23 protein-coding genes are annotated in these 24,690 nt (G+C 59.7%); 12 read left to right on the plus strand and 11 right to left on the minus strand.

Translation table 11 applies throughout. The features are described from left to right. Positions 1-10 precede the first annotated feature (10 nt). The 6 genes from HBN61_RS06075 to HBN61_RS06100 all read left to right on the plus strand — a co-directional run bounded on the left by HBN61_RS06075 (position 11) and on the right by HBN61_RS06100 (position 6,031). The gene (locus HBN61_RS06075; RefSeq protein WP_094991845.1) at positions 11-715 is read left to right on the plus strand and encodes an ABC transporter ATP-binding protein; all 705 of its coding nucleotides are present in this window, start codon (positions 11-13) and stop codon (positions 713-715) included. Next, a complete protein-coding gene (locus HBN61_RS06080; RefSeq protein ID WP_094991844.1) occupies positions 699-1,922 on the plus strand; it encodes an ABC transporter permease in 1,224 nt (407 codons plus the stop codon). The genes HBN61_RS06075 and HBN61_RS06080 overlap by 17 nt, the downstream gene beginning before the upstream one ends. Beyond that, complete coding sequence (locus tag HBN61_RS06085) at positions 1,912-3,459, plus strand: SUMF1/EgtB/PvdO family nonheme iron enzyme (protein ID WP_170046350.1); 1,548 nt, start codon at positions 1,912-1,914, stop codon at positions 3,457-3,459. Before HBN61_RS06080 ends, HBN61_RS06085 begins: the two co-directional genes overlap by 11 nt. A gap of 33 nt (positions 3,460-3,492) precedes the next feature. After that, complete coding sequence (locus HBN61_RS06090) at positions 3,493-4,227, plus strand: hypothetical protein (protein ID WP_094991842.1); 735 nt, start codon at positions 3,493-3,495, stop codon at positions 4,225-4,227. 4 nt (positions 4,228-4,231) lie between these two features. Next, positions 4,232-4,735, plus strand: coding sequence for a hypothetical protein (locus HBN61_RS06095; protein WP_094991841.1), 504 nt, complete (start codon positions 4,232-4,234; stop codon positions 4,733-4,735). Positions 4,736-4,798: 63 nt separating this feature from the next. Next, positions 4,799-6,031, plus strand: a complete 1,233-nt coding sequence (locus HBN61_RS06100) for a vWA domain-containing protein (RefSeq protein WP_094991840.1) — start codon at positions 4,799-4,801, stop codon at positions 6,029-6,031. 32 nt (positions 6,032-6,063) lie between these two features. Here the strand turns inward: HBN61_RS06100 and HBN61_RS06105 are convergent, their stop codons facing one another. Beyond that, positions 6,064-6,984, minus strand: coding sequence for a LysR substrate-binding domain-containing protein (locus tag HBN61_RS06105; RefSeq protein WP_094991839.1), 921 nt, complete (start codon positions 6,982-6,984; stop codon positions 6,064-6,066). A 152-nt stretch (positions 6,985-7,136) separates the two neighbouring features. Between HBN61_RS06105 and HBN61_RS06110 the strand changes: the two genes are divergently transcribed. Beyond that, positions 7,137-8,522, plus strand: a complete 1,386-nt coding sequence (locus tag HBN61_RS06110; protein WP_094991838.1) for a NorM family multidrug efflux MATE transporter — start codon at positions 7,137-7,139, stop codon at positions 8,520-8,522. 21 nt (positions 8,523-8,543) lie between these two features. Here the strand turns inward: HBN61_RS06110 and HBN61_RS06115 are convergent, their stop codons facing one another. Further along, positions 8,544-10,211: a putative bifunctional diguanylate cyclase/phosphodiesterase gene (locus HBN61_RS06115; RefSeq protein WP_094991837.1), complete on the minus strand. Its 1,668-nt coding sequence runs from the start codon at positions 10,209-10,211 to the stop codon at positions 8,544-8,546. 263 nt (positions 10,212-10,474) lie between these two features. Between HBN61_RS06115 and rep the strand changes: the two genes are divergently transcribed. Both rep and HBN61_RS06125 read left to right on the plus strand, forming a co-directional pair. After that, entirely contained in the window at positions 10,475-12,484 is a 2,010-nt protein-coding gene (rep, locus tag HBN61_RS06120; RefSeq protein WP_170046351.1) for a DNA helicase Rep, read from the plus strand. A gap of 56 nt (positions 12,485-12,540) precedes the next feature. Beyond that, complete coding sequence (locus tag HBN61_RS06125) at positions 12,541-13,113, plus strand: xanthine phosphoribosyltransferase (RefSeq protein WP_047296491.1); 573 nt, start codon at positions 12,541-12,543, stop codon at positions 13,111-13,113. A gap of 72 nt (positions 13,114-13,185) precedes the next feature. Here the strand turns inward: HBN61_RS06125 and HBN61_RS06130 are convergent, their stop codons facing one another. From HBN61_RS06130 to dadA, 7 genes are all read right to left on the minus strand, one after another. After that, entirely contained in the window at positions 13,186-15,114 is a 1,929-nt protein-coding gene (locus tag HBN61_RS06130; protein ID WP_170046352.1) for an acetyl-CoA hydrolase/transferase C-terminal domain-containing protein, read from the minus strand. 115 nt (positions 15,115-15,229) lie between these two features. Further along, a complete protein-coding gene (locus HBN61_RS06135) occupies positions 15,230-15,919 on the minus strand; it encodes an S-type pyocin domain-containing protein (protein ID WP_170046353.1) in 690 nt (229 codons plus the stop codon). 350 nt (positions 15,920-16,269) lie between these two features. Next, entirely contained in the window at positions 16,270-16,683 is a 414-nt protein-coding gene (locus HBN61_RS06140; protein WP_170046389.1) for a c-type cytochrome, read from the minus strand. Between the two features lie 182 nt (positions 16,684-16,865). After that, positions 16,866-17,414, minus strand: coding sequence for a type II toxin-antitoxin system RelB family anti-toxin (gene relB, locus HBN61_RS06145; protein WP_047278802.1), 549 nt, complete (start codon positions 17,412-17,414; stop codon positions 16,866-16,868). Between the two features lie 127 nt (positions 17,415-17,541). Continuing rightward, positions 17,542-18,618, minus strand: a complete 1,077-nt coding sequence (gene alr, locus HBN61_RS06150; RefSeq protein ID WP_170046354.1) for an alanine racemase — start codon at positions 18,616-18,618, stop codon at positions 17,542-17,544. Between the two features lie 99 nt (positions 18,619-18,717). Further along, positions 18,718-19,071 carry a RidA family protein gene (locus tag HBN61_RS06155; protein ID WP_170046355.1) on the minus strand — a complete coding sequence of 118 codons (354 nt, stop codon included), beginning with the start codon at positions 19,069-19,071 and terminating at the stop codon, positions 18,718-18,720. Beyond that, positions 19,043-20,344 (minus strand): D-amino acid dehydrogenase, encoded by a 1,302-nt coding sequence (gene dadA / locus HBN61_RS06160; protein ID WP_094991830.1) that lies wholly within the window; start codon positions 20,342-20,344, stop codon positions 19,043-19,045. Before dadA ends, HBN61_RS06155 begins: the two co-directional genes overlap by 29 nt. Positions 20,345-20,500: 156 nt before the next feature. On the opposite strand from dadA, the gene HBN61_RS06165 reads away from it, so the two are divergent. Next, positions 20,501-20,989, plus strand: a complete 489-nt coding sequence (locus HBN61_RS06165; protein ID WP_047278794.1) for an Lrp/AsnC ligand binding domain-containing protein — start codon at positions 20,501-20,503, stop codon at positions 20,987-20,989. Positions 20,990-21,013: 24 nt separating this feature from the next. On the opposite strand, the gene HBN61_RS06170 is transcribed toward HBN61_RS06165, so the two are convergent. Then, complete coding sequence (locus HBN61_RS06170; RefSeq protein WP_094991829.1) at positions 21,014-21,367, minus strand: YkgJ family cysteine cluster protein; 354 nt, start codon at positions 21,365-21,367, stop codon at positions 21,014-21,016. 147 nt (positions 21,368-21,514) lie between these two features. Here HBN61_RS06170 and HBN61_RS06175 point away from each other — a divergent pair, with 147 nt between their 5' ends. Further along, on the plus strand, positions 21,515-22,816 hold the full coding sequence (locus HBN61_RS06175; RefSeq protein WP_170046356.1) for an NAD(P)/FAD-dependent oxidoreductase: 1,302 nt from the start codon (positions 21,515-21,517) through the stop codon (positions 22,814-22,816). Between the two features lie 9 nt (positions 22,817-22,825). Here the strand turns inward: HBN61_RS06175 and HBN61_RS06180 are convergent, their stop codons facing one another. Further along, positions 22,826-23,059 (minus strand): DUF1127 domain-containing protein, encoded by a 234-nt coding sequence (locus HBN61_RS06180; RefSeq protein WP_094991827.1) that lies wholly within the window; start codon positions 23,057-23,059, stop codon positions 22,826-22,828. Positions 23,060-23,239: 180 nt separating this feature from the next. On the opposite strand from HBN61_RS06180, the gene HBN61_RS06185 reads away from it, so the two are divergent. Then, complete coding sequence (locus tag HBN61_RS06185) at positions 23,240-24,661, plus strand: aminotransferase-like domain-containing protein (protein ID WP_094991826.1); 1,422 nt, start codon at positions 23,240-23,242, stop codon at positions 24,659-24,661. Positions 24,662-24,690 lie beyond the last annotated feature (29 nt).

Below are 24,690 nucleotides of genomic sequence, written 5' to 3' on the forward strand. Positions count from 1 at the left end.
CGGGGCGCCCATGCTCGATATTCAGAACATGTGGGTGCGCCGTGGCAGCGGCGCACAGGCGCACAACGTGCGTTTGCCGACATTGCAGGTCAAGCCCGGCGACATTCTGGCCATCACCGGCGAAAGCGGTTGCGGCAAAAGCACCTTGCTGGAAGCCATCGGCTTGCTGTTGCAACCCGTGGAACTGGGCCGCTTTCACCTCGGCCCGGCGACGGCTTCACTGGACATCGCGCAGATGCTAGCCGCGAATGATCAGTCCGGCCTGGCGGCCGTGCGCTCGCGGCACTTGGGTTTCATCCTGCAAAGCGGCGGCTTGCTGCCGTTCTTGAGTGTGCGCGACAACATCAGCCTGCCCCGCCGCCTGCTCGGCATGCCTGCTGAGAGCGCGCAGGTGGACCGTGCCGTGCAGGCGCTGCGCCTTGACGGCTTGCTCGACAAACTGCCGCAGGCCTTGTCCATCGGCGAGCGCCAGCGTGTGGCGTGCGTGCGGGCCATCGCCCATGAGCCGCAGGTGTTGCTGGCTGACGAACCGACCGCCGCGCTCGACCCCCACAGCGCCCGGCGCTTGTTTGAATTGTTGCTGAGTCTGGTCAACGAACTGGGCTTGAGCGCGCTGGTGGTGTCCCACGATTGGGCGCTGGTGCGCGACTTCGGCTTGCCGCGTCTGGGCGCGATCAGCCGTCAGGGAGAAACGCTGTTTGAAGCTATGGATTAGCCGTCTCGGCCTGCTCGGCAAGCTGGCGGTCGACGACCTCTGGCATGACCGCAAAGTGTCGTTCTGCATCGCCGCCTCGCTGGTGGCGGTGATTGCGCCGCTGTTGCTGTTGTTCGGCCTCAAGCATGGCGTGGTCAGCCAGTTGCAGAACGAACTGCTCAGCGACCCGCGCAACCTCGAAGTGAAAATGCTCAGCAGTGGCAACTACGACACGGCCTGGATCGAGCGTTTGCGCCAGCAGCCCGAGGTCGGCTTTGCCATCGGCCAGACCCGTTCGCTTAATACGCAGGCCGACTTGCTGATGGGCATGCAGCGGTTTGTCGAAAACGCGGAGATTATCCCCAGTGAGGCCGCAGACCCATTGCTCAACGTGCCGCAGATCAGCCTTGGCGGGCAGCAAGTGATCCTCAGCGATCGCGCCGCGCAACGCTTGCAGGCCAAGGTCGGTGACAGCGTGCGTTTGCGCGCAACCCGTCGTCTGGACGGTATCAATGAACGTGGCGAACTGACTTTGCAGGTGGTCGCGGTGCTCGATGCTGCCCGCTTCGGCAGGGCCGCAGGGTTTGTCGCGCCGCCCCTGCTGCTGGCGCTGGAGCGTTTTCGCGACGGTTATCAGGTGCCCGCGTTCGGCCTCGACACCGGCAAACCGCAAGGCAACCTGCAACCGCTGTACGCCAGGGCCCGGGTGTACGCCCGCGACGTGGATGGCGTTGCGCCGCTGGAGCGCTGGTTGAACGGGCAGAACATCGAAACCGCCAGCCGTCTGGCCGATATCGACAACGTCAAAGCCATCAACCACGTACTGGGGCTGATTTTCGGTGTGATCGCCGGGGCGGCGCTGATCGGCTGCATTGCCTCGATGATTGGCGCGTTTCTGGCCAACATCGACCGCAAGCGCAAAAGCCTCGCCGTGCTGCGGTTGCTCGGCTTCAGCAGCCCGGCGGTGGCGGGGTTTGTCATCGTCCAGGCGCTGCTGTTGAGCCTTGTGGGTTATGCCGGTGGCCTGGCTTTTTATGGCATCGGCAGCGTGCTGTTCGACCACCTGCTCGGCAGCAGCCAGGCCACGGGCACCTTTGTTTGTCACATCACTGTCTGGCACGGGCTGGCTGCCCTGCTGATTGCACTGTTGGTCGCTGCACTGGTCGCCGTGATCGGTGCGCTGCGGGCCATCAGCATCCAACCTGCGGAGAGTTTGCGTGAGCTATAAACGTGTTGTGTTGCTCGCATCCCTGAGCTTCGGTTACCTGCTTGACGCTTCGGCGGCAGGCTGGGACGAGAAGTATTTCAACCCGGCGCCCGACGCCAGTGACGTGGTCTTGCCGATGCCGTGTGACGGCTCGATGGTGTTTCGCAAGGTGTTCATCCCGGTCACCGGCCCGCTGGACGATTACCCGATCAATATTGGTCAGGACAGCCCGGACTGGGGGTATGTCGAGCAGAAGCGACCGGCGTTCATTGCTGGCAGCTTCACCGGCGGCAAGAGCGACAAGTCGCGTTACTACTTGATGGCCAAGTACGAGATGAGCCAGTTGCAGTATCAGGCGCTGACCGCCGAGACCTGCCCGGCCCCGTCGAACAAACTGCGCCTGCCGCACGTTTCGGTGAGTTGGGTGCAGGCGATCGACGCCGCTGACCAATACAACCTGTGGTTGCGTAAAAATGCCGCCGACAAACTCCCGAAAGAAGATGGCGCGCTGGGCTTCATGCGCCTGCCTACCGAAACCGAATGGGAATTCGCAGCCCGTGGCGGGTTGGAGGTTGGCGCGGCCGAGTTTAGCGACACGCGCTACCCGATGCCTGACGGCCTGAACGCCTACGAATGGTTTGGCGGCGCGCAGTCGTCCAACGGCAAGCTGCAACTTACGGGGCTGCAAAAGCCCAACCCGTTGGGCCTGCACGACATGCTCGGCAACGCCGACGAAATGATGTTTGAACCGTTCCGCCTGAACAAACTGGACCGCCAGCACGGTCAGGCCGGTGGCTACGTGGTGCGCGGTGGCAACTACCTGACGCCACAGGCGGACCTGCGCACGGCGCTGCGTAAGGAAGAGCCTTACTACAACGCCGACGGCCAGGTAAAAAACAAAACCACCGGCCTGCGGCTGGTGCTGGTGTCACCGACCCTGACCTCCCGCGAGCGCGTGGGCAGCATCGAGAAGAGCTGGAAAAAGCTCGGCACCGGCGCCCAGGAAGGGGACAAATCGCAGGACAAAGGCACGGTTCAGGAATTGAACAGCCTCGCCTCCGCCGTGGAAGACAAAGCCCTCAAAGAGAAGCTGCAAGCGCTGGAAAACCAGTTGCGCGCCAGCAATCAGCAGCAGGAAGAAACCCGCGACCAAGCCATTCGCGCCAGCCTCAACCTTGGCGCGTTCCTGTGCACCAAGATGCTTGATGACGGCCGTTACCTGGACTTCTTGCAGAAAAACTACGCGCTCAATTGCGAATCCGACGACAAAGACCCGAGCTGCGACATGCGCAAGGGCAAGCTCGACGAGCAAAAAGACCGTCTGCACAAGCTCAGCCGCTACTACGCCAGCAGCCTGGTGGAGTCCGCGTCCTTGTACGGCCAGCCGCTGCTTGAGCCGCAAGTGCCGGTGATGGAAGAAATCATCAACCAGAACAAACAGCTGCAAGAACTCAAGCCGTACCTGCGTACCCACTGGGCCAATCAGAAGACCTACCTGCAAAAGCAGAAGATCGACACTGACGCCTGGCTGAGCAGCTGCAAGTCCGTCACCCAATAAGCCCTGAAAACCGCTTCAACAAGGAGAAAAACGATGATGCGCAGCCTGTGGTCCTCTTCCAAATTACTGGTCAGTTTTATGCTCACGGGCAGCTTGCTGCTGACCGGTTGCGCCAGCACCGGCAGTGGCATGTTGGGGGCGGGCGCCCCGGCACCCGATCCGCGCCTGACCCAGGGCACTGATGCCGAGTTTTTCAGCAAGTCCGGCTATCAGGCCTGCGCCATGGGCGCGGGGGCTGCGGTGTTGACCTGTGCGTTGACCAACTCCGGGAATAAAGCAGTGTGCATGATCGCTGCAGGCGTGGCGGCGTGTGGGGTGGCGATGGGGGCCAACTATTACGTCGATCAACGTCGTAGCGAATACGCCAACACCACCCAGCGCTTGCAGAAGTACAACAGCGACGTGCAGCTGGACACGCAAAAGGTCGTCACGCGCACCGCGACGGCTCAACAAGTCATCAACGATGACAAGGCGCAAATCGCCCAGATCAAGCGCGACCTGGCGAGCAAAAAAATCGACAAGGCTCAGGCGCAAAAGCAGATTGCCGCGATCGACAGCAACATTGATCAGCTGCGCAGCGAAGTCAAAAATATGCAGACCAAAGTCGCCGGCTACAACGACGTGGTGAAAGTCGAGCGTGCCCAGGGTAATGCCCCCGAATTGAAGCAGATCGACGCCAATATTTCGAAGATGAACGAGAAAGTGGCCAGCCTGCAAAAAGAAGTCGATGGCTTGTACAGCCAGCGTTCCGCGATCACCTTGGGTTGAAACCATGAACGTACGATTGATGTTAGGGGTTGGCGCGTTGCTGGTGATGTCCGGTTGCGCCACCCAGCCGGGTGAATGCGATGCCACAAACCGCGATGCGAGCCTGTTCACCAAGGTGAACTGCGACGCGGGCGGCGGCTACAGCGAGCAAATCCGCCAGAACGAGGCGGCGCTGGCCAAATCCCAACAAGAAAACGCGATGTTCCATCAGGTGTACCAGGACATTGCCGCGCAGCAGGCGGTGTCACGTACCGATCTGTTGGCGCAGCAGAAGTCCCAGGCGGCGCTCAACCAGTCCCTGAGTCAACTGCTGGCTTCGCTCAAGACCCGCAGCGGCAACAAAGCGCAGGTGCAGAAACAGATCGCCTCACTTGAGCAACAGCTCAACGCCGCGAAAGCCAAGCCCGCCAGCACAGGCAACGCCAAGCAACTGGCCGCCAAGCAAGAAGAGCTCAAGGCTCTGCAAAAGAAGGTCAACCAGCTGCAATTCAGCCTCGGTTACGAATAAGCCGTTCTGGTTCACCCGGTCGGCAGCCAAGGGCTGCCGACGTCTTTTTCAGGAATTCACCGCATGCAGCGCATTACCCGGGACGAGCACGCCACGCCACAAGGACTGGACGCGCTAAAAGCCAAAATCGCCCTGATCCTCAAGCACTTTCCTCCCTCGGTGGCGAGTGTCTACGCGATCCCGCGCATCGGCAGCGGTGACGTGGTGGAGTGGTGGACCGAACTGGGCGGCCAGCCCATGCGCTTTCATGACGTGAGCGAAGAGCAGCAAGCGGCGCTGCTGGAACGTTATCGCCAACGGCAGGAAACCCTTGGGTTACTGGCCGACGAGCTGGTCACCCGGGGCCAGCCTGAACAGGCTGCCAGCTTGCGCACGCTGATAGGTGCGCCCGACGTCAATAACCTCTACAGCATCAACGGCGATCCGGTGGTGGTGCGCTGGGGTTTGCAGCCACAACCTGCGGTGGCGACCCCGCCCCCTGCGCCGGTGGCGGCTCCCGTTGTGGTGCAGCGCACGCGGCGTCTCTGGCCGTGGCTGCTGCTGGCACTGTTACTGCTGCTGGGCCTGTTGCTGTGGGCGTTGTGGCATTGGCGCTTGCCGCCGATGAACCTGTTGTCGGTGCAGAGCCATCCTGTGTGCCGTGCGAAAACCCCGGCAGGCAACGAGTTGCCGCCCGAGTTTGTGGTGATCCTCGACACGTCCGGCTCGATGAACCTCAACATCAACGCGACCAAGGACGATGAGGACTGGTACTTCAAGAGCCGTCCCCAGCCGGAAGATGACGACCCGCGGACCGTGAAAATCTTCGCCCCGCAAACGCGGCTCGACGTAGCGAAAACCTCGCTGACCGGGATCATCAACAACTTGCACCCTGATATCGACACGCGGCTGATGACCTTTGCCGGATGTGCCCGCCAGCCGGACCACGGGGTCTTCAGTGCGGCACAGCGCCCGCAATTGATCGCCGGGATTCAGGGGCTGCACGCCAACGAAGGCACGCCGCTGGCTTCCAGCCTGAAAAAGGCAGCCCGCCAGGTCAATGGCCGGGACCGCGATGCGGTCATCGTGATGTTTGTGGACGGCGACGACGGCTGTAATGAAAACGTCTGCAAAGTGGCGCAACGCATTGCTGTCGAACAACCACGGCTGCGGGTGAATGTGGTCAATATCGGTGACAGCTCGTTGTCCAATTGCATCGCGGAAAATACGGGCGGCAGCATCTACTCCAGCCGTAACGCCAGTGACCTGGCCAACGCTTTGAAAAACGCCACCCAAGCCGTTTCAGAATGCCAATGACCTTGTTGTAGACGCGGCTGCGAGCGCCAGCCTCACGCCAGCCGCTGTACGTCGGGCAGCGCCATGGCCTCGACTTCTTGCTGCAAGAAGTCACTCAGGCGGCGTAAGCGCTCGCCGCCGGGCCGGGTTTTTGGCCACACCAAGTAGTAGTTCTCGCCGCTGGCCACGGCGGTTGGGAACGGCAGGCTCAATCTCCCTTGTGCCACGTCCTCGGCCACCATCAGCAAATCCCCCATCGAAATGCCATACCCGCGTGCCGCCGCAATCATCCCCAGTTCAAGGGTGTCGAACACCTGGCCGCCCTTGAGCGATACCTGGCCGGTCAGCCCCTGGCAGTCCAGCCAGCGGCGCCAGTCTCGGCGGTCAGGCGTGGGGTGCAGTAATTCCGTGCCTGCCAACCGCTGAACGTCCCAGGGCCGGTCGTCGATCAGGTTGGCGGCGCCCACTGGAATCAGCATCTCCGGGAACAATAAGGTGGCTTCCCAATCCTGCGGGAAGTGGCCGTTGCTCAATAAAACCGCGCAGTCAAACGGCTCCTGATTGAAGTTCACGTGGTCGATGTCCATCCAGGCACTGGTCAGTTGCACTTCGTTACCGGCCTGCAAATGACGGAAGCGGCTGAGCCGGGACAGCAGCCAGCGCATGGTCAGGGTCGACGGGGCCTTCATGCGCAAGATGTCATCTTCAGCGCGCAAGGTGGTGCAGGCGCGTTCCAGTGCGAGGAACCCTTCGCGCACGCCCGGCACCAGCAAACGTGCAGCTTCGGTCAGTTGCAGCGTGCGGCCGTTGCGCTGGAACAAGCGGCAGGCGAAGTGCGCCTCCAATGTTTTGATGTGACGGCTGACGGCGCTTTGGGTAATCGACAGCTCATCCGCTGCACGGGTGAATGAGCTGTGACGCGCGGCCGCTTCAAAGGCGCGCAAGGCATAGAGCGCAGGCAAACTACGAGACATGAGGAGGATTCCATGTATGCGACAGGATCAGACTGACAAAAAGGTATTTGGCATGAGTTTTAATCATGCCATGGATCGTTTTTATCCCTTTGCTTAAATCACTGAAGGCGCCGAGAATCCAGCCTTTCAACGTATCTTAAGAATTCAAGCCGATGACCAAACAGCATTCTGCACGTATCGAACTCCGGGCCATCATGCGGTTGGCTGGGCCGCTGATTGCTTCGCAGTTGGCGCACATGCTGATGGTCCTCACCGACACCCTGATGATGGCGCGCCTGAGCCCTGAAGCGCTTGCCGGCGGCAGTCTGGGGGCAGCCAGCTATTCGTTCGTGTCGATCTTCTGCCTGGGGGTAATTGCCTCCGTGGGCACGCTGGTGTCGATCCGTCAGGGCGCGGGTGACATCGAAGGTGCTACCCGCCTCACGCAGGCAGGCGTCTGGCTGGCGTGGGCGCTGGCGTTGGGGGCTGCGCTGATCCTGTGGAACATCAAGCCGGTGTTGTTGCTGTTCGGGCAAACCCCGAGCAACGTCGAAATGGCCGGCCAGTTCCTGCTATTGCTGCCCTTTGCGCTGCCCGGTTACATGACTTTTATGGCCTTGCGCGGTTTTACCAGCGCCATGGGCCGGCCGGTGCCGGTCATGGTCATCAGCGTGATCGGCACTGTGGCCAACTTCCTGCTCAACTATGCGCTGATTACCGGCATGTTCGGCCTGCCCAAACTGGGCTTGATGGGCATCGGCCTGGTTACGGCGATTGTGGCCACGGGCATGGCACTGGGGCTTGCCTGGCATATTCGCCGGCACCCGGCTTATGACGCCTACCCGCTGCGCAAGGGCTTGTCGCGGCTTAATATGACGTACCTGCGCGAACTGTGGCGCCTGGGTTTACCGATTGGCGGCACCTACGCGGTGGAAGTCGGGCTGTTCGCTTTTGCGGCCTTGTGCATGGGCACCATGGGCAGTACGCAACTGGCCGCACACCAGATTGCACTGCAAATTGTGTCTGCCGCGTTCATGGTTCCGGCAGGCATGTCTTACGCGATCACTATGCGTATCGGCCAGCATTACGGCGCAGGGGATTTGTTGCGTGCGCGGCTGGCGGGCCGTGTCGGGATCGGCTCCGGGGCCGTGACCATGCTGTGTTTTTCGGTGGTGTTCTGGTTCTGGCCCAAGGAATTGGTCGGCTTGTTGCTGGACTACGACAACCTGGCGTTCCGCCCGGTGTTCGAACTGGCGATGAGCCTGCTGGCGGTGGCCGCGTGGTTTGAGCTGTTCGACGGGGCGCAAACCATCGCCATGGGCGCGATTCGCGGACTGAAAGACGCCCGTACGACCTTTCTGGTCGGCCTGTTTTGCTACTGGGCAATTGGCGCGCCGCTGGCCTGGTTGCTTGCGTTCACCTTCGACTGGGGCCCGGCAGGTGTGTGGTGGGGCCTGGCGTTGGGCTTGGCGTGCGCCGCCATCAGCCTGACCCTGGCGTTTGAGTGGAAGATGCGGCGCATGCTCAGGCGTGCGCAATCTGCTGCGATCAAATGGTAAGGGTGGGTGTGGCCCGCGATGTTACTGCGAGGCCACTTGGCTCTTGTCCGTGTCGTGGGTCAGGAACGTCACCAGTTCAGGTAGCGGTAAGGGCTTGCTGATGTAGTAGCCCTGCACCTGATCGCAGCCAAAGCTGCGCAGCAGTGCCAGTTGCTCGGGGGTTTCGACCCCTTCAGCGACCACTTCCAGCTTGAGGTTGTGCGCCAGGTTGATCATGGCTGGCACCAGCTTGCGGTTCTCTTCGCGACTTTCCATGCCCCCGACAAAGCTTTTGTCGATCTTCAACAAAGCAATCGGCAGGCTGTTGAGGTGCACGAAGGAAGAGAAACCAGTACCAAAATCGTCCAGCGAGAACCTCACGCCGAGCCGCCCCAGCGCATCCATCGTCTGCTTGACCAGGTCGCTGCGCCGCATCACGGCGGTCTCCGTCAGTTCGAATTCCAGCCACTGCGCCTCCACCCCGCGCTCACTAATCAAACGGCTGAGGGTGGAGAGCAACTGGCTGTCCTGAAATTGCCGAAACGACAGGTTGACCGCCATGTGCAGCGGCGCAAACCCGTGCTCGCGCAGGGCTTGCATGTCGCGCAGCGCCCGGGAAATCACCCAATAGCCCAAGGGCACGATCAACCCGCTTTGCTCGGCCAGCGGCACAAACTCGCTGGGGGCCAACAGGCCGCGTTCACCGTGACGCCAGCGCACCAGCGCTTCAAGGCCGACAATCTGCCGGGTGCCCAAGTCCAGGCGCGGCTGATAATGCAGCTCCAGCTCGTCGCGGCGCAGGGCGCGGCGTAACTCGCTTTCAAGGTCTGCGAGGCTGCGGGCGTTGCGGTTGATACGTTCATTGAACAGGTGAAACGTACAGCCTTGCGTGCTCTTGGCCTGTTGCATGGCGATATGCGCATGCCACATCAACGGATCGGCCCCCGCGTTGGCCCGCGCATGGGCGATGCCGAGGCTGCAACCGATCAACAGGCTTTCGCCGTCAATCCAGTAAGGCTCGGCCAGCGCTTCGGTAATACGTTCAGCGATCTGCTCGGCCCGCTCGGGTGCGCGGCGGGTATCGATCAACAAGGCGAACTCATCGCTGCCCAGTCTGGCCAACTGATCGCCCGCTTCCAGCTGACTTTTGAGCCGGGCCACCACTTGCAGGATCAGGCGATCCCCCGCTTGATGGCCGAGGGCGTCATTGGCGTGGCGAAAGTTGTCCAGGTCCAGATGCCCGAGGGCGATGCCGCGGCCTTCGCTTTCGGCCAGGCGCACGGCCAGCAAGGTCTGAAAGCCCTGGCGGTTGGCGATGCCGGTCAGCGGATCTTCTTCGGCCAGGCGCTGCAAGGTGTGTTCGAGCACACCGCGCTCGCGCACATGGCGCAGGCTGCGCCGCACGACATCGGTCGTCAGGTTGGGCGCGACGAACCAGTCGCTGACACCTTGCGGCGAGACGTCAGGTTCAGCCTCCAGCAGCAGGATCGTCGCGAGTCGGCAGCGGCCGGGTGCGGGTTGTAGACCCGGGGTTGTGAGCAGCAATGCATTGCGGTCGTTTTCGAACAGATAACTGACCGACTCCCAATTTGGCGCGCACACAAGAACAGCAACGGTTTTTATGGGCGCCAGACACTCGCGCAACAACGCTGCCCAAGAAGGCTCTTCGGCCAATAGCAGCAAACGCAAGGGTTCGACAGGCGTAGACAAGCTGGCTCCCTAGACTCTGCAGTAATTTCAGGCGGTGGGCATTATGACGCGCCAACGATCATTGGCAAATGACATTGGTTATCAAATACAGGTTGGCGGCCTACATCGAACGTTAGCCGCAAATTCGCCCGGCATCCTGCGCGAAAGTAACAAAAGCAGCAAATTTAGACAGAGTGCTACGTCACACTGTCGCAGAGTGGCAGCAATATTTGCTCAGCCTGTTAAAATGCTCGCCCTTTTCAGATACGACCCCCTGACTCGTCATGTCCCGACTCAATCCCCGGCAGCAAGAAGCCGTGAGCTACGTCGGCGGCCCTCTTTTGGTGCTCGCCGGCGCGGGCTCGGGCAAAACCAGCGTGATTACCCGCAAAATCGCGCACCTGATCCAGAACTGTGGCATCCGCGCCCAGTACATCGTCGCCATGACCTTTACCAATAAGGCGGCGCGCGAGATGAAGGAGCGGGTCGGCACATTGCTCAAAAAGGGCGAGGGCCGAGGCCTGACGGTGAGTACGTTCCACAACCTGGGGCTCAATATCATCCGCAAGGAGCATGCGCGGCTGGGCTACAAGCCGGGTTTTTCGATCTTTGACGAAGCGGACGTCAAAGCGTTGATGACCGACATCATGCAGAAGGAGTACGCGGGCGACGACGGGGTCGATGAAATCAAGAACATGATCGGCTCGTGGAAAAACGACCTGATCCTGCCCGCCAAAGCCCTTGAAGACGCCCGCAACCCCAAAGAGCAGACGGCGGCTATCGTCTACACCCACTACCAGCGCACGCTCAAGGCGTACAACGCAGTGGACTTTGACGACCTGATCCTGTTGCCAGTGAAGCTGTTCGAAGAACACGCCGACATCCTCGAAAAGTGGCAGAGCAAGGTCCGTTACCTGTTGGTGGACGAATACCAGGACACCAACGCCAGCCAGTACTTGTTGGTCAAGTACCTGATCGGCACGCGCAACCAGTTCACCGTGGTGGGCGATGACGACCAGTCGATTTACGCCTGGCGCGGCGCCCGCCCGGAAAACCTGATGCTGCTCAAGGACGATTACCCGTCCCTGAAAGTGGTGATGCTGGAGCAAAACTATCGCTCCACCAGCCGTATCCTGCGTTGTGCCAACGTGCTCATTTCCAACAACCCGCACGCGTTCGAGAAACAACTGTGGAGCGAGATGGGCCATGGCGACGAAGTGCGGGTCATTCGCTGCCGAAACGAAGACGCAGAAGCCGAGCGTGTGGCGGTTGAAATCCTCACCTTGCACCTGCGCACCGATCGGCCCTACAGCGACTTTGCGATCCTCTATCGCGGGAACTATCAGGCCAAACTGATTGAGCTGAAATTGCAGCACCATCAGATTCCGTATCGTCTGTCCGGTGGTAACAGCTTCTTCGGGCGTCAGGAAGTCAAAGACCTGATGGCTTACTTTCGCTTGATCGTGAACCCGGATGACGACAACGCCTTCCTGCGGGTGATTAACGTGCCGCGCCGGGAAATCGGTTCCACAACCCTGGAAAAACTCGGCAACTACGCCACAGAGCGCAAAATTTCGATGTACGCCGCTACCGACGAAATCGGCCTTGGCGAACACCTGGATACCCGTTACACCGACCGGCTGGCGCGCTTCAAGCGCTTTATGGACCGCATCCGCCAGCAGTGCGCGGGTGAAGACCCGATCGCCGCGCTGCGCAGCATGATCATGGACATTGATTACGAGAACTGGCTGCGCACCAACAGTTCGAGCGAGAAAGCGGCGGATTACCGCATGGCCAACGTCTGGTTTTTGGTCGAGGCGTTGAAAAACACCCTCGAAAAAGACGAAGACGGCGGCATGACCATCGAAGAGGCCATTGGCAAGTTGGTGTTGCGCGACATGCTCGAACGCCAGCAGGAAGAGGAAGACGGCGCCGAAGGCGTGCAGATGATGACCTTGCACGCGTCCAAAGGCCTGGAATTTCCCTATGTGTTCATCATGGGCATGGAAGAAGAAATCCTGCCGCACCGTTCCAGCATTGAAGCCGACACCATTGAAGAAGAACGGCGCCTGGCCTACGTCGGGATTACCCGCGCACGTCAGACGCTGGCGTTTACCTTTGCCGCCAAGCGCAAACAGTACGGCGAGATCATTGATTGCGCGCCTAGCCGCTTTCTGGATGAGCTGCCCCCGGACGATTTGGCCTGGGAAGGTAACGACGACACCCCTACCGAAGTCAAAGCGGTTCGCGGAAATACGGCATTGGCCGATATACGCGCCATGCTTAAACGCTAAAATCGACTATTTTTCACTCTACCTTCAGCGCATAAGCGCTATTTGAGGACGTTACGTTGGAAGCACTGCACAAGAAAATTCGCGAAGAAGGCATCGTGCTTTCCGATCAGGTTTTGAAGGTCGACGCCTTTTTGAACCATCAGATCGATCCGCAATTGATGAAAGAGATCGGCGACGAGTTCGCGCGTTTGTTCAAAGATGCGGGCATCACCAAGATCGTCACCATCGAAGCGTCGGGCATTGCCCCTGCGGTGATGACGGGCTTGAACCTGGGCGTGCCGGTGATTTTCGCCCGTAAGCACCAGTCGTTGACCCTGACTGAGAACTTGCTGACGGCGACCGTTTATTCGTTCACCAAGCAGACCGAAAGCACCGTTGCGATCTCGCCGCGTCACCTCAAAAGCACCGACCGCGTGCTGGTGATCGACGACTTCCTGGCCAATGGCAAAGCTTCGCAGGCCCTGATTTCGATCATCAAGCAAGCCGGTGCGACCGTTGCGGGCCTGGGCATCGTGATCGAGAAGTCGTTCCAGGGCGGCCGCGCCGAACTGGACGCCCAGGGTTATCGCGTTGAGTCGCTGGCACGGGTCAAGTCCCTGACTGACGGCAAAGTGACCTTTATCGAGTAAGGCGCTGCTTTTTAGCGGCTGGCCACGGCAGTGCGCCGCCAGCGGCTAAAAAGCGTGCGTGCCTGCGTTGTTTCAGCGCGGCTTGGCGGTTGCCTGTAAGCCCGCCAGCAGCAACCGTTGATACAACTCTTCGCGCAGGCCATTGGGCGTGGCCAGTTGCATGCGTTCCAGGTGTTCCGGGAAGGCGTGGGGTGCCGGAGCGTCCAGGGTGGCTTTGCCCAGTTCATAGATCTGCGTGAGTTTGAATTTGCTCTTGAGCCAGTTCAGGGCTCGCAGCAGGTCTTGCTCCTGCGCGCTGAAATCACAGCCCAGCGGGTACTCCGGGAACAGGTGCGGATGGCGTCCCGCAATGGCCTGCAAGCGCTCCGGGCTGTTGTTGGCGAAGCGCGGATCAAGGCAAAAGTCGTTGGGCAGCTTGCCGATGTGCTGAGCCTGCTCGATCAGTTCGGTCTGAAAGCGTGAGTCCGTGATGTTGAGCAAGGCTTCGATGACTTTGCGGTCTGTCTTGCCGCGCAAATCAGCGATGCCGTATTCGGTGATCACGATGTCGCGCAGGTGGCGCGGGATGGTGCAGTGGCCATATTCCCAAACGATGTTGGAGCTCACCTCCCCGCCCGATTCGCGCCAGCTGCGCAGGATGATGACCGAGCGCGCGTCATGCAGGGCGTGCCCCTGTGCGACAAAGTTATATTGCCCGCCCACGCCGCTGAGCACGCGGCCGTCTTGCAGTTGGTCGGCCACCCCGGCGCCGAGCAGGGTCATGGTGATCGCGCTGTTCATAAAGCGCGCGTTTCGGCGTTGCAGGCGCTTTAGTGCTTCGTCGCCGTACAGCTCGTTGATAAAGCTGATGGCCGTCATGTTGAATTCGCTGCGTTTGCTGTGCGGCACTTCCCTCAGGCGTTGGTAAAAACTGGCAGGGCCGAGGATGAAACCGCCATGCACGCACACGCCGTCGCTGTGCTGGCTTTCGTCCAGGGTGCCGGCGTTGGCGAGCGCCTGACGTTCGGCGTCGGGATACACGTTGCGGCGCACGATGCCCGCGTCCACCAGCACCATCAGCCCGTGTACAAACATTTCACTGCAACCGTACAAGCCTTGGACGAAAGGTGCGATGCCCCCCTCTGCTTCGATCAGAGCGTGCCAAGGGCTTATGTCCAGGTCGTCGAGCACGGCGCGATAGCCCGAATTGTCAGCCTGACGCGCCAATAAGGCGGCCACCAGCGCATCACCCATAGCGCCAATTCCGATTTGCAACGTACCACCATCACGCACCAGGGTACTGGCGTGCAGGCCAATAAAGTGGTCTTGCAGGCTCACGGGCATATTGGGGGTGGAGAACAGCGTCGTGCGCTCCTCCTCATCGATCAGCAGGTCAAAATCCTCGGCGTTCATCTCGGCGTCGCCGGGCATGAACGGCAGGTCGCAGTGCACGTGGCCCAGCATCAAGATAGTCTCGCCTGCGGCCCGGCGCTTGGCGATCATCGGCAACAGATCAAGGGTGATATCGGGGTTGCAACTCAGGCTCAGGCGGCTGGCATCCTGCGGATCACGGGCAATGAGCTGCGCCACCAGATTCAAGCCGTTGGCGTTAATGTCGCGCGCGGCGTGGCTGTAATTGCTGCTGACATAGTCTTGTTGAGCTGCCGGGCTGTTGAGCAGACTGCCCGGCTGCATGAAAAATTGCTCGACGCGGATGTTGTCCGGCAGGCTATTGCGGTGCAGGTCTGCGAGGTAGTCCAGCTCAATGTAGTCGCCAAACACCCGCTCAATAAACGGTTCCAAAAACTGCCTCTGCAGGCCTTCGCCCAGCGGCGGACGGCCGAGGCTGAGGGCGGTATAAATCGTCAGTCGGCGTTCGGGCAGTTGCCTGATGCGTTGGTAGAGCGCGTTGACGAAGCGATTGGCCTTGCCCAGACCCAGCGGCAAACCCAAGTGAATATGCGAGGGAAGCCGCGCCAATACGTCATCGACTGCGCGCTCGATTGAACAGGACTGCACCATCTGATCCTCCAAAACCATCCATGTGTAGGGATGTGACTGAGCGTGACGGGTGTTGGTTGCAATGGCCAAGACTAACCCCGCCTGGCCTTCTCGGGACAGAACTAGCGGGTTAACGTCAGCCGTGATGTTCGTCGGTTTCCGGCAAGCGCACGTTGATCGAAACATACACAGGCGCACGGTGCGCAAGCCCCGGAAACCACACGATTGCGTCCTGATAGTCAGGGGGGTAGACGGGGTTGACCAGTATCTTGTCAGCCTGTTCGGAGGGCGGAAACACCCAGGCGGCCGGTTTGAGCGAAGCCCCTTCGAGGCGCGCAAGGGGGGCGATGGACGACGGGTCGGGGGTGGGTTTCCAGCTTATTTCAAGGCCGTTGCCCACGTGGGCGATCCGTTGTTCATCGTGCGCCTGGGCCGCGATGACGGGGACGCGTTGCCATTCGGACTTGGTGCCGGTATAGAAACCGTAGGCGCTGATGGAACCGTCTTGCAACTGTTTGACGGTCAATCGCACACGGGTATTGCCGTCAGTCAGTTGGCCATATTGCTCGTGACGGTAGAACGCACTGTCGCCTGAATTGGTGCTGGGCATCAGCACGGTGACGACGACCCGGCTTCGCGGTGGGGCCTTCACCGACAAGCTGCCCTGCAGGCGTGCGGCAAACAGCCTGGCGCTGATAGAGCCCCCAATCCAGTGCAAGGCCGCGGGGGCACAGGCGGTGTGGGTTTGAGTGCCCAGCACGGCAAATTCGCCGTACTGGGTCAGCGCTTCTACGGGTACGAACGCGTTGTAATTGCTGAAATCCATCAGCCCGTCTGGCAACGCACAAGATTTTGCGAACACGCTGCCCCGTGCCATCCCTTCTTGACGTGCGGGTTCGGTGATGGCCGAGACAGCTTTGCGTTGCTGGGTGCAGGCGGCACATTGGCAACGGGAATGAGGTGAGGCAACACAAGTTTCGTACACAGGCATGAGTCGCTGTATGGGTGTGTCGCGATGCTAGCGACATGCCGGTACGGGGCATGTAGGAGAATTCTGAGTTTTCTGAGCGGTTTGTAACTTGGTCTTTCGGCCGTGCGGCGTAAGGTCAGTGCGCAGTACTCAAACGGCAGGCACAAAAAAACCGCCCATCAGCGGCTTTTTTGCAGGAGTTCGGCTTATTTCAAACCGGACATCTTCTGGATGGCGCCTTTCAGGTCTTCATCGGAGCAAGTGCTGCATGTGCCTTTAGGCGGCATGGCGTTGATCCCGGTGATGGCCTTGGCCAGGATGCCGTCGAGGCCGCCCTGGTGGTCTGCGCGTTCTTTCCAGGCAGCGGTGTCACCGATTTTCGGTGCGCCCAACAGGCCTGTGCTGTGGCATGCGCTGCAATGCTTGGCAATGATGTCATCTGCTGACATACCGCCGCCGCCACCAACTGAAGCTGCAACGTCCATCCCTTTGCATTCCTGGCCTTGAATACAGACTTTACCCACTGGCTCAAGACGTTTTGCGATGTCATCGTTCGTCGTTGCTTGAGCGTTGACTGCCCAAAGGGCCACTACTGCTGCTGGTACGGCCAGCATTTTCATAATTAGGTTCACGCGTTCACCCTCAATGGTGGCTAGTCACGCCCACAACCACGGTTTCGCGGGCGGGCGAAAGTATAACGGTTAGCCCGCCACTCTGAAACAACCCTAAAGTAGAAGGGGTCTTATAAGTGGCGAAATGCAACGTGGGTAGCCTCTGCAGGGCATGCAGGGCGCCTCTTTTCTTAGAAATTCGCCGGGGTAGCTGCGCTGATTAGTCGCGCTGCGACGTCGAACGGGTTGCGAAAACGGTGCGGCTTGGAACTCTCGAAATAGTAGCTGTCACCTGCCTCCAGCACGAACGTCTCAAGACCTACGGTCAATTCAAGACGACCTTCCAGCAAAATGCCGGTTTCCTCACCGTCGTGGGTCAGCATTTCGTCGCCGGTATCGGCGCCCGGCGGGTAGATTTCGTTCAGGAAGGCAATGGCCCGGCTGGGGTGCGCGCGGCCGACCAGTTTCATGGTCACTGCACCGTCTGAAATGTCGATCAGCTCATTGGCTTTATAGACAATCTGAGTCGGTGTTTCTTGAAGGATTTCTTCGGAAAAGAACTCGACCATCGACATCGGGATGCCGCTCAGCACTTTTCTCAGCGAACTGATCGAAGGGCTGACACTGTTCTTTTCGATCATCGAAATGGTGCTATTGGTGACGCCCGCGCGTTTGGCGAGTTCACGCTGAGATAGCCCTTTCAGTTTGCGGATGGATTGCAGTCGTTCACCGACGTCCAATGCGGGAGCCTCCTGGGGTTCAGATTTAGGTCGAGTTGGCGCCATCATGGCGATAGCGTTCAGTATTTACAACACTTCGACTTCAATCCTGCGCAACCGTTTGGCTCCTGGTTTGGAAGTTCTGCCATCAGCTCCCGGAATAGAGGCGTGGCACGCGTTTGAGGTTGCAAAAAATCTGGTAAGGAATGGTTTCAGCATGGGCCGCCACTTCACTGGCGAGGATGTTTTTGCCCCACAGTTCGACGCTAGAACCCAAACCCGCTTGCGGCACATCGGTCAGGTCGATGCACAGCATGTCCATCGACACGCGGCCCAGCAGTTGGCTGCGTTGCCCGCCCACCCAAACAGGCGTGCCCGTGGGTGCATGACGTGGGTAACCGTCTGCGTAGCCCATGGCTACAACGCCGATGCGCATGGGGCGGTCGGTGATGAATCGGGCGCCATAGCCCACAGGTTCGCCCGCTGGCAATTCGCGCACGCAGATGACCTTGGATTCCACTGTCATGACCGGCTGCAAACGCTCAGCCAGTGCCTGAGCCTCTTCGAACGGGGTGCTGCCATAGAGCATCAGGCCAGGGCGTACCCAGTCGCTGGGCACATTCGGCCATCCCAGGACAGCGGGTGAATTGCGCAGGCTCACTTCAGCGTCCAATTGAGCGCGGGCCGCTTCAAATACAGCCACCTGTTCTTCGCTGCGGCCGCATCCCAGTTCGTCTGCGCGCGAGAAGTGGCTCATCAACACCACCTTGGCAACGTTGGGGCTGGCGAGCAAACGTTGGTAAGCCGTCTGAAAGTCGGCCGGATGCAGCCCGACGCGGTGCATGCCGGTGTCAAGCTTGAGCCATACGTTGATGGGTCTGGCGAGCGCGCTGTCGAGGATTTCCTCAAGTTGCCACAGCGAATGCACCACGCACCACAGGTCGTGCTCGACGATCAGCGGCAATTCGTCCTGCGCGGTGAAAAAGCCTTCCAGCAGCAGGATCGGGGCACGGATGCCAGCATCGCGCAGCTCAAGGGCTTCTTCGATGCAGGCAACCGCAAAGCCATCCGCCTCGTCCTCCAGCGCCTGCGCGCAGCGTACGGCGCCATGGCCGTAAGCATCGGCCTTGATTACGGCAAGGGCCTTGGCCCCCGTCACTTCGCGGGCCAATTGGTAGTTATGACGCAGGGCTTGAAGGTCGATCAGGGCACGGGCTGGACGCATGGCGGGCTTCTAACGGCTAATGAATAAAAAAACGGCGCAACCCGCAGCGTTAACTGCCACCTGCGCCGCAAGAGGGACTGTTACTAAGGAGCACAACATTTATGGCAGCGCTGCGATCACCGACAGCTCAACCAAGATTTCGGGTTCGCACAGCTTGGCTTCAACGGTGGCACGGGCGGGCTGCACGCCTTTGGGCAACCATTGGTCCCACACCGTGTTCATTCCGATGAAATCAGCATCGATGTCCTTCAGGTAGATGGTCACTGACAGGATGTGATTCTTGTCGGTGCCTGCCAAATCCAGCAGGCGCTCGATGTTAACCAGCGTTTCACGGGTTTGCTGCTCGACACTCGCATTCATGTCATCGCCGACTTGACCGGACAGGTAGACGGTCCCGTTGTGGACGACGATCTGGCTCATGCGTTCATTGGTGAGCTGGCGCTGGATTGCCATGTTTAGCAGTCTCCTGAGGGTTGCCGTAACGCGAAATGTCGAGGCCTTCGGTGCTGATTTGCGGCGTTTTCTTCGCCATGACATCGGCCAGATAACGGCCGGACCCGCACGCCATGGTCCAGCCCAGTGTGCCGTGGCCGGTGTTCAGGAACAGGTTCTTGAACGGGGTCGCGCCTACAATCGGTGTGCCGTCTGGCGTGGTTGGACGCAAGCCGGTCCAGAAGCTGGCCTGGCTCAAGTCACCGCCCCGAGGATAAAGGTCGTTGACGATCATCTCCAGGGTTTCACGCCGGCGCGGATTAAGCGACAGGTCAAAACCGGCGATCTCAGCCATGCCGCCAACGCGGATGCGGTTGTCGAAACGGGTGATCGCGACTTTGTAGGTCTCGTCGAGAATGGTCGAAGTCGGGGCCATGTCCGGGTTGGTAATCGGGATGGTCAGCGAGTAACCCTTGAGCGGGTAAACCGGGGCTTTGATGCCCAGCGGCTTGAGCAACTGCGGCGAGTAGCTGCCAAGCGCCAGCACGTAACGGTCGGCAGTTTCGAGTTTGCCGTCGATCATCACGCCGTTGATGCGATCGCCCGCGTAGTCGAGACGCTGAATGTCCTGGCCGAAACGGAATTCCACGCCCAGATTTTTCGCCATTTCCGCCAAGCGGGTGGTGAACATCTGGCAGTCGCCCGTCTGGTCATTCGGCAAGCGCAAGGCCCCGGCCAGAATGTCGGTGACACTGGCCAGCGCAGGTTCAACGCGGGCAATGCCATCGCGGTCGAGCAGTTCGTAAGGAACGCCCGATTCCTTGAGGACGGCAATGTCTTTAGCCGCGCCATCGAGTTGCGCCTGGGTGCGAAACAGTTGAGTCGTTCCCAGGTTGCGAGCCTCGTAGGCAATGCCGGTTTCGGCGCGCAGTTCATCGAGGCAGTCACGGCTGTACTCGGACAGACGCACCATGCGCTCTTTGTTTACCGCATAACGGCTGGCGGTGCAGTTGCGCAGCATCTGCGCCATCCACAGGTATTGGTCGATATTGGCGGTGGCTTTGATGGCCAAAGGTGCGTGGCGTTCGAGCAGCCATTTCATGGCTTTGAGCGGCACGCCCGGGGCTGCCCACGGTGAGGCATAACCTGGAGAAACCTGGCCTGCGTTGGCAAAGCTGGTTTCCATTGCAACGGCGGGCTGACGGTCGACCACGACCACTTCAAAGCCGGCTCGGGCCAGATAATAGGCGCTGGCAGTACCAATTACGCCGCCACCCAATACCATAACTCGCATATTTATATCCCTCATCGCGGCCAGCCGCAGACGTTTATTGTTCAAAGCGAAGATGGGCGCAGTATATGAACCATTGGCTAGTGGAATTCACTGTATAAATGGCTATATTTGGCGACAATTCTCGGCTAAAACGCTTTTGACAAAGGAGATTCTCCTATGCGTACAAATCACCAAACAAAGCGTGAATTGGACAAGATTGATCGCAACATTTTGCGCATCCTGCAGGCCGACGGGCGCATCTCGTTTACCGAGCTGGGGGAGAAGGTGGGGCTGTCGACCACGCCGTGCACCGAGCGGGTGCGCAGGCTGGAGCGCGAAGGAATCATCATGGGCTACAACGCCCGCCTCAACCCGCAGCATTTGCAGGGCAGTTTGCTGGTATTCGTAGAAATCAGCCTCGACTACAAATCAGGCGACACGTTTGATGAGTTCCGACGTGCCGTGCTGAAACTTCCCCATGTGCTGGAGTGCCATTTGGTGTCAGGCGATTTTGACTATTTGGTGAAAGCGCGCATCAGTGAGATGGCGTCTTATCGCAAATTGCTGGGGGATATTCTGTTGAAACTGCCCCACGTGCGCGAATCCAAAAGTTACATCGTGATGGAAGAAGTCAAAGAAAGCCTGAACCTGCCGATCCCGGATTGACCGGAACAGTACAGGGGCGAGCGTTTAAACCAGCACTTGCCGCGTGGTGGCGATGTATTCATGCACGAGCTTTTCAGCGCTTGGGTGAATCATCTCCACAGGGCGCCGGCCATTGGGGCACGGCAATGTCGGGGTGGTGCCGAACAGGCGGCAAATCAGAGGGCGCTCCTCATACACGGTGCAACCATCAGGCCCCAAGTGAACGCAGTTCAGTTCGTCCATGGCTGCTTCCTGTTCGGCTGCCGTTTTGCGCGGCAGGCGTGCCATTTCTTCGGACGAGGTGGTCACGGGCCCGCAGCAGTCGTGGCAGCCCGGTACGCATTCAAACGACGGGATTTGCTGCCTGAGAAAGCGGATTTTGTGACTGTTACAGCTCATTCAGCGCCTACCGATGTTCAAAAGGCCACAGAGTCTGCCTGAAAAGCCCTGCCCTAGACAGCGCCGTCCAGCTGTTCTTGCCCCATGGGAATGGCACGGCTTATGCTCCGTCAAATTTTCCAAACACAAATAATCAGGATCCCGCACATGAACGCCCCTGTTCAGCGCAGCCAGCACACCACTTCTTATTACGCCGCCAGCAGCTTGCCGCAGCCTGACCATCCAGTGCTGCAAGGTGAGAGGGTGGCCGATGTGTGCGTGGTGGGTGGGGGCTTTTCGGGGCTCAATACCGCGCTGGAACTGGCCGAGCGTGGCATGAGCGTGATCCTGCTCGAAGCACATAAGATCGGCTGGGGTGCCAGCGGTCGCAACGGCGGGCAGTTGATTCGCGGCGTGGGCCACGGCCTTGAGCAGTTTGAAGGCATCATCGGCAAAGACGGCGTGCGGCAGATGAAGCTGATGGGGCTTGAAGCAGTGGAAATCGTTCGCCAGCGCGTAGAACGATTCAATATTGACTGCGACCTGACTTGGGGCTATTGCGACCTCGCCAACAAGCCTCGCGACCTTGAGGGGTTTGCCCAAGAGGCTGAAGAACTGCGCGCGCTGGGCTATCGCCATGAAACCCGTCTGCTGCAAGCCCATGAAGTGCGCAGCGTGGTGGGTTCTGACCGGTATGTGGGCGGGTTGATTGACATGGGCTCTGGCCATTTGCACCCGCTCAACCTGGCTTTGGGTGAAGCCGCCGCTGCAGCGCAGTCAGGCGTACAGCTGTTTGAACATTCAGCCGTGACCCGCATTGATTACGGCCCGCAAGTGCGGGTTCACACAGCCCGGGGATCAGTGCGTGCCAAGAGCCTGGTGCTGGGGTGTAACGCCTACCTGAAAGACCTCAACCCGCAATTGAGCGGTAAGGTGCTGCCCGCAGGCAGTTACATCATTGCCACCGAGCCGCTGAGCGAAGCGCAGGCTCACGCGTTGTTGCCGCAAAACATGGCGGTGTGCGATCAACGCGTGGCGCTGGACTACTACCGCCTTTCCGCCGACCGACGCCTGTTGTTCGGCGGTGCCTGCCACTATTCGGGACGCGACCCACAAGACATCGCGGCCTACATGCGCCCCAAAATGCTGGAAGTGTTCCCGCATCTGAGCGATGTACGCATCGACTATCAGTGGGGCGGGATGATCGGCATTGGCGCTAACCGGTTGCCGCAGATCGGCCGCTTGCCGGATCAGCCGAACGTGTACTTCGCTCAGGCATATTCCGGGCATGGCGTGAACGCCACGCATTTGGCGGGCAAGCTGCTGGTCGAAGCCATCAGCGGGCAACACAGCGATGGCTTCGACCTGTTCGCCAAGGTGCCAAACATCACCTTTCCCGGCGGCAAGTACCTGCGCTCTCCCCTGCTGGCACTCGGGATGCTGTGGCACCGTCTCAAAGAGTTGCGTTGAGCGCGCAGGTTACGAGCGCCAAAACGGCTTGCAACCTTCGTGTTGCGCCATGGCACGGCTCAGCCCTATGTCGCGCAATTGCTGATCGTCCATCGACAGCAGTACGCGGCGTGTGCGTGAACGGTGCCAAAACAGGCCCCAACGACTGAGCCCGACCGGGGCGCCGGCCCGTTTGAAAACTTCATGCTCTTCTTGCAGTTGCGGGCCGTGCAGTGTCAGGCGGACATCGCTCATACCATTCATCTTCAGGTTCCTTTTGGCTCGATGGCTACGTGTCAAAAGGATGGCCCCGAACATAAAACCATGACAGATTCAGGGAACTGTTTTTGCTTGCATACAGATGCGGTCTTTTGGCGCTGAATGACCGAAAAATGCAGCATCTGAACTGGTTTTAACCTCCACCTCCTAGCCCAGAGTGCTGCCATGACCCTCTACGTCAACCTCGCCGACCTGATTGGTACACGGATCGAGCAAGGGTTTTATCGACCGGGCGATCGCCTGCCGTCAGTGCGTGCATTGAGTGCCGAGCACGGGGTTAGCTTGAGTACCGTGCAGCAGGCATACAGGTTGCTGGAAGACAACGGGTTGGCCTCGCCGCGTCCCAAGTCCGGGTATTTCGTGCCGATGGAGCGTGAACTGCCTGCATTGCCGGGCATGGGCAAGCCCGCCCAAAGACCGGTGGAAATTTCACAGTGGGAGCAAGTACTTGAGCTGGTGCGATCGGTGCCGCGCAAGGACGTGATTCAGTTGGGCCGCGGCATGCCTGATGTCACCACGCCGACCATCAAGCCGTTGCTGCGCAGCCTGGCGCAACTCAGTCGCCGTCAGGACTTACCCGGTCTGTATTACGACACCGTGTATGGCGTGCTGGCCCTGCGCGAACAGTTGGCGCGGTTGCTGCTCGACTCTGGCTGCCAGTTAGGGCCTGACGAACTGGTGATCACCACGGGGTGTCACGAGGCGCTGTCGTGCAGCATTCGCGCCGTGTGCGAACCGGGCGATATCGTAGCCGTAGATTCCCCGAGCTTTCACGGCGCCATGCAAACCCTCAAGGGGTTGGGCATGAAAGCGCTGGAGATCCCCACCGACCCGCTGACCGGCATCAGTCTTGAGGCCCTTGAGCTGGCGCTGGAACAGTGGCCCATCAAGGCTATCCAGGTGACGCCCAGCTGCAATAACCCCTTGGGATACATCATGCCCGAGCCCCGCAAGCGGGCTTTGGTGGCATTGGCACAGCGCTTCGATGTCGCGATCATTGAAGACGATGTCTACGGCGAACTGGCCTATACCTACCCTCGCCCGCGCACGATTAAATCCTTCGATGACGAAGGACGTGTCTTGCTCTGCAGTTCATTTTCGAAGACGTTGGCGCCGGGTTTGCGTATCGGTTGGGTCGCGCCGGGCCGCTACCTGGAACGGGTGCTGCACATGAAATACATCAGCACCGGCTCCACGGCGCCGCAGCCGCAACTGGCGATTGCTGATTTCTTGAAAAATGGACATTTCGAGCCGCACTTGCGCAAGATGCGTGCGCAATACCAGCGCAATCGCGACTTGATGCTGGGTTGGGTGAGCCGCTATTTTCCGCCGGGCACCCGTGCCAGTCGGCCTCAGGGCAGCTTTATGTTGTGGCTCGAACTGCCGGAGGCATTCGACACGTTGCGGCTTAATCGCGCGTTGTTGGAGCAAGGTGTACAGATTGCAGTGGGCAGCATTTTTTCGGCGTCGGGCAAGTACCGGAACTGTTTACGAATGAACTACGCGGCCAAGCCCACGTCCCAGATCGAAGACGCTGTACGCAAGGTCGGCATGGCGGTCAGCCAGTTGTTGTCAGAAAAACGTTAACTACCCTTGCGAAGATTGGATTGAGGTCA

It is taken from the genome of Pseudomonas sp. WS 5071, from assembly GCF_012985765.1.
In the GTDB taxonomy this organism is placed as follows: Bacteria; Pseudomonadota; Gammaproteobacteria; order Pseudomonadales; family Pseudomonadaceae; genus Aquipseudomonas; species Aquipseudomonas lundensis_A.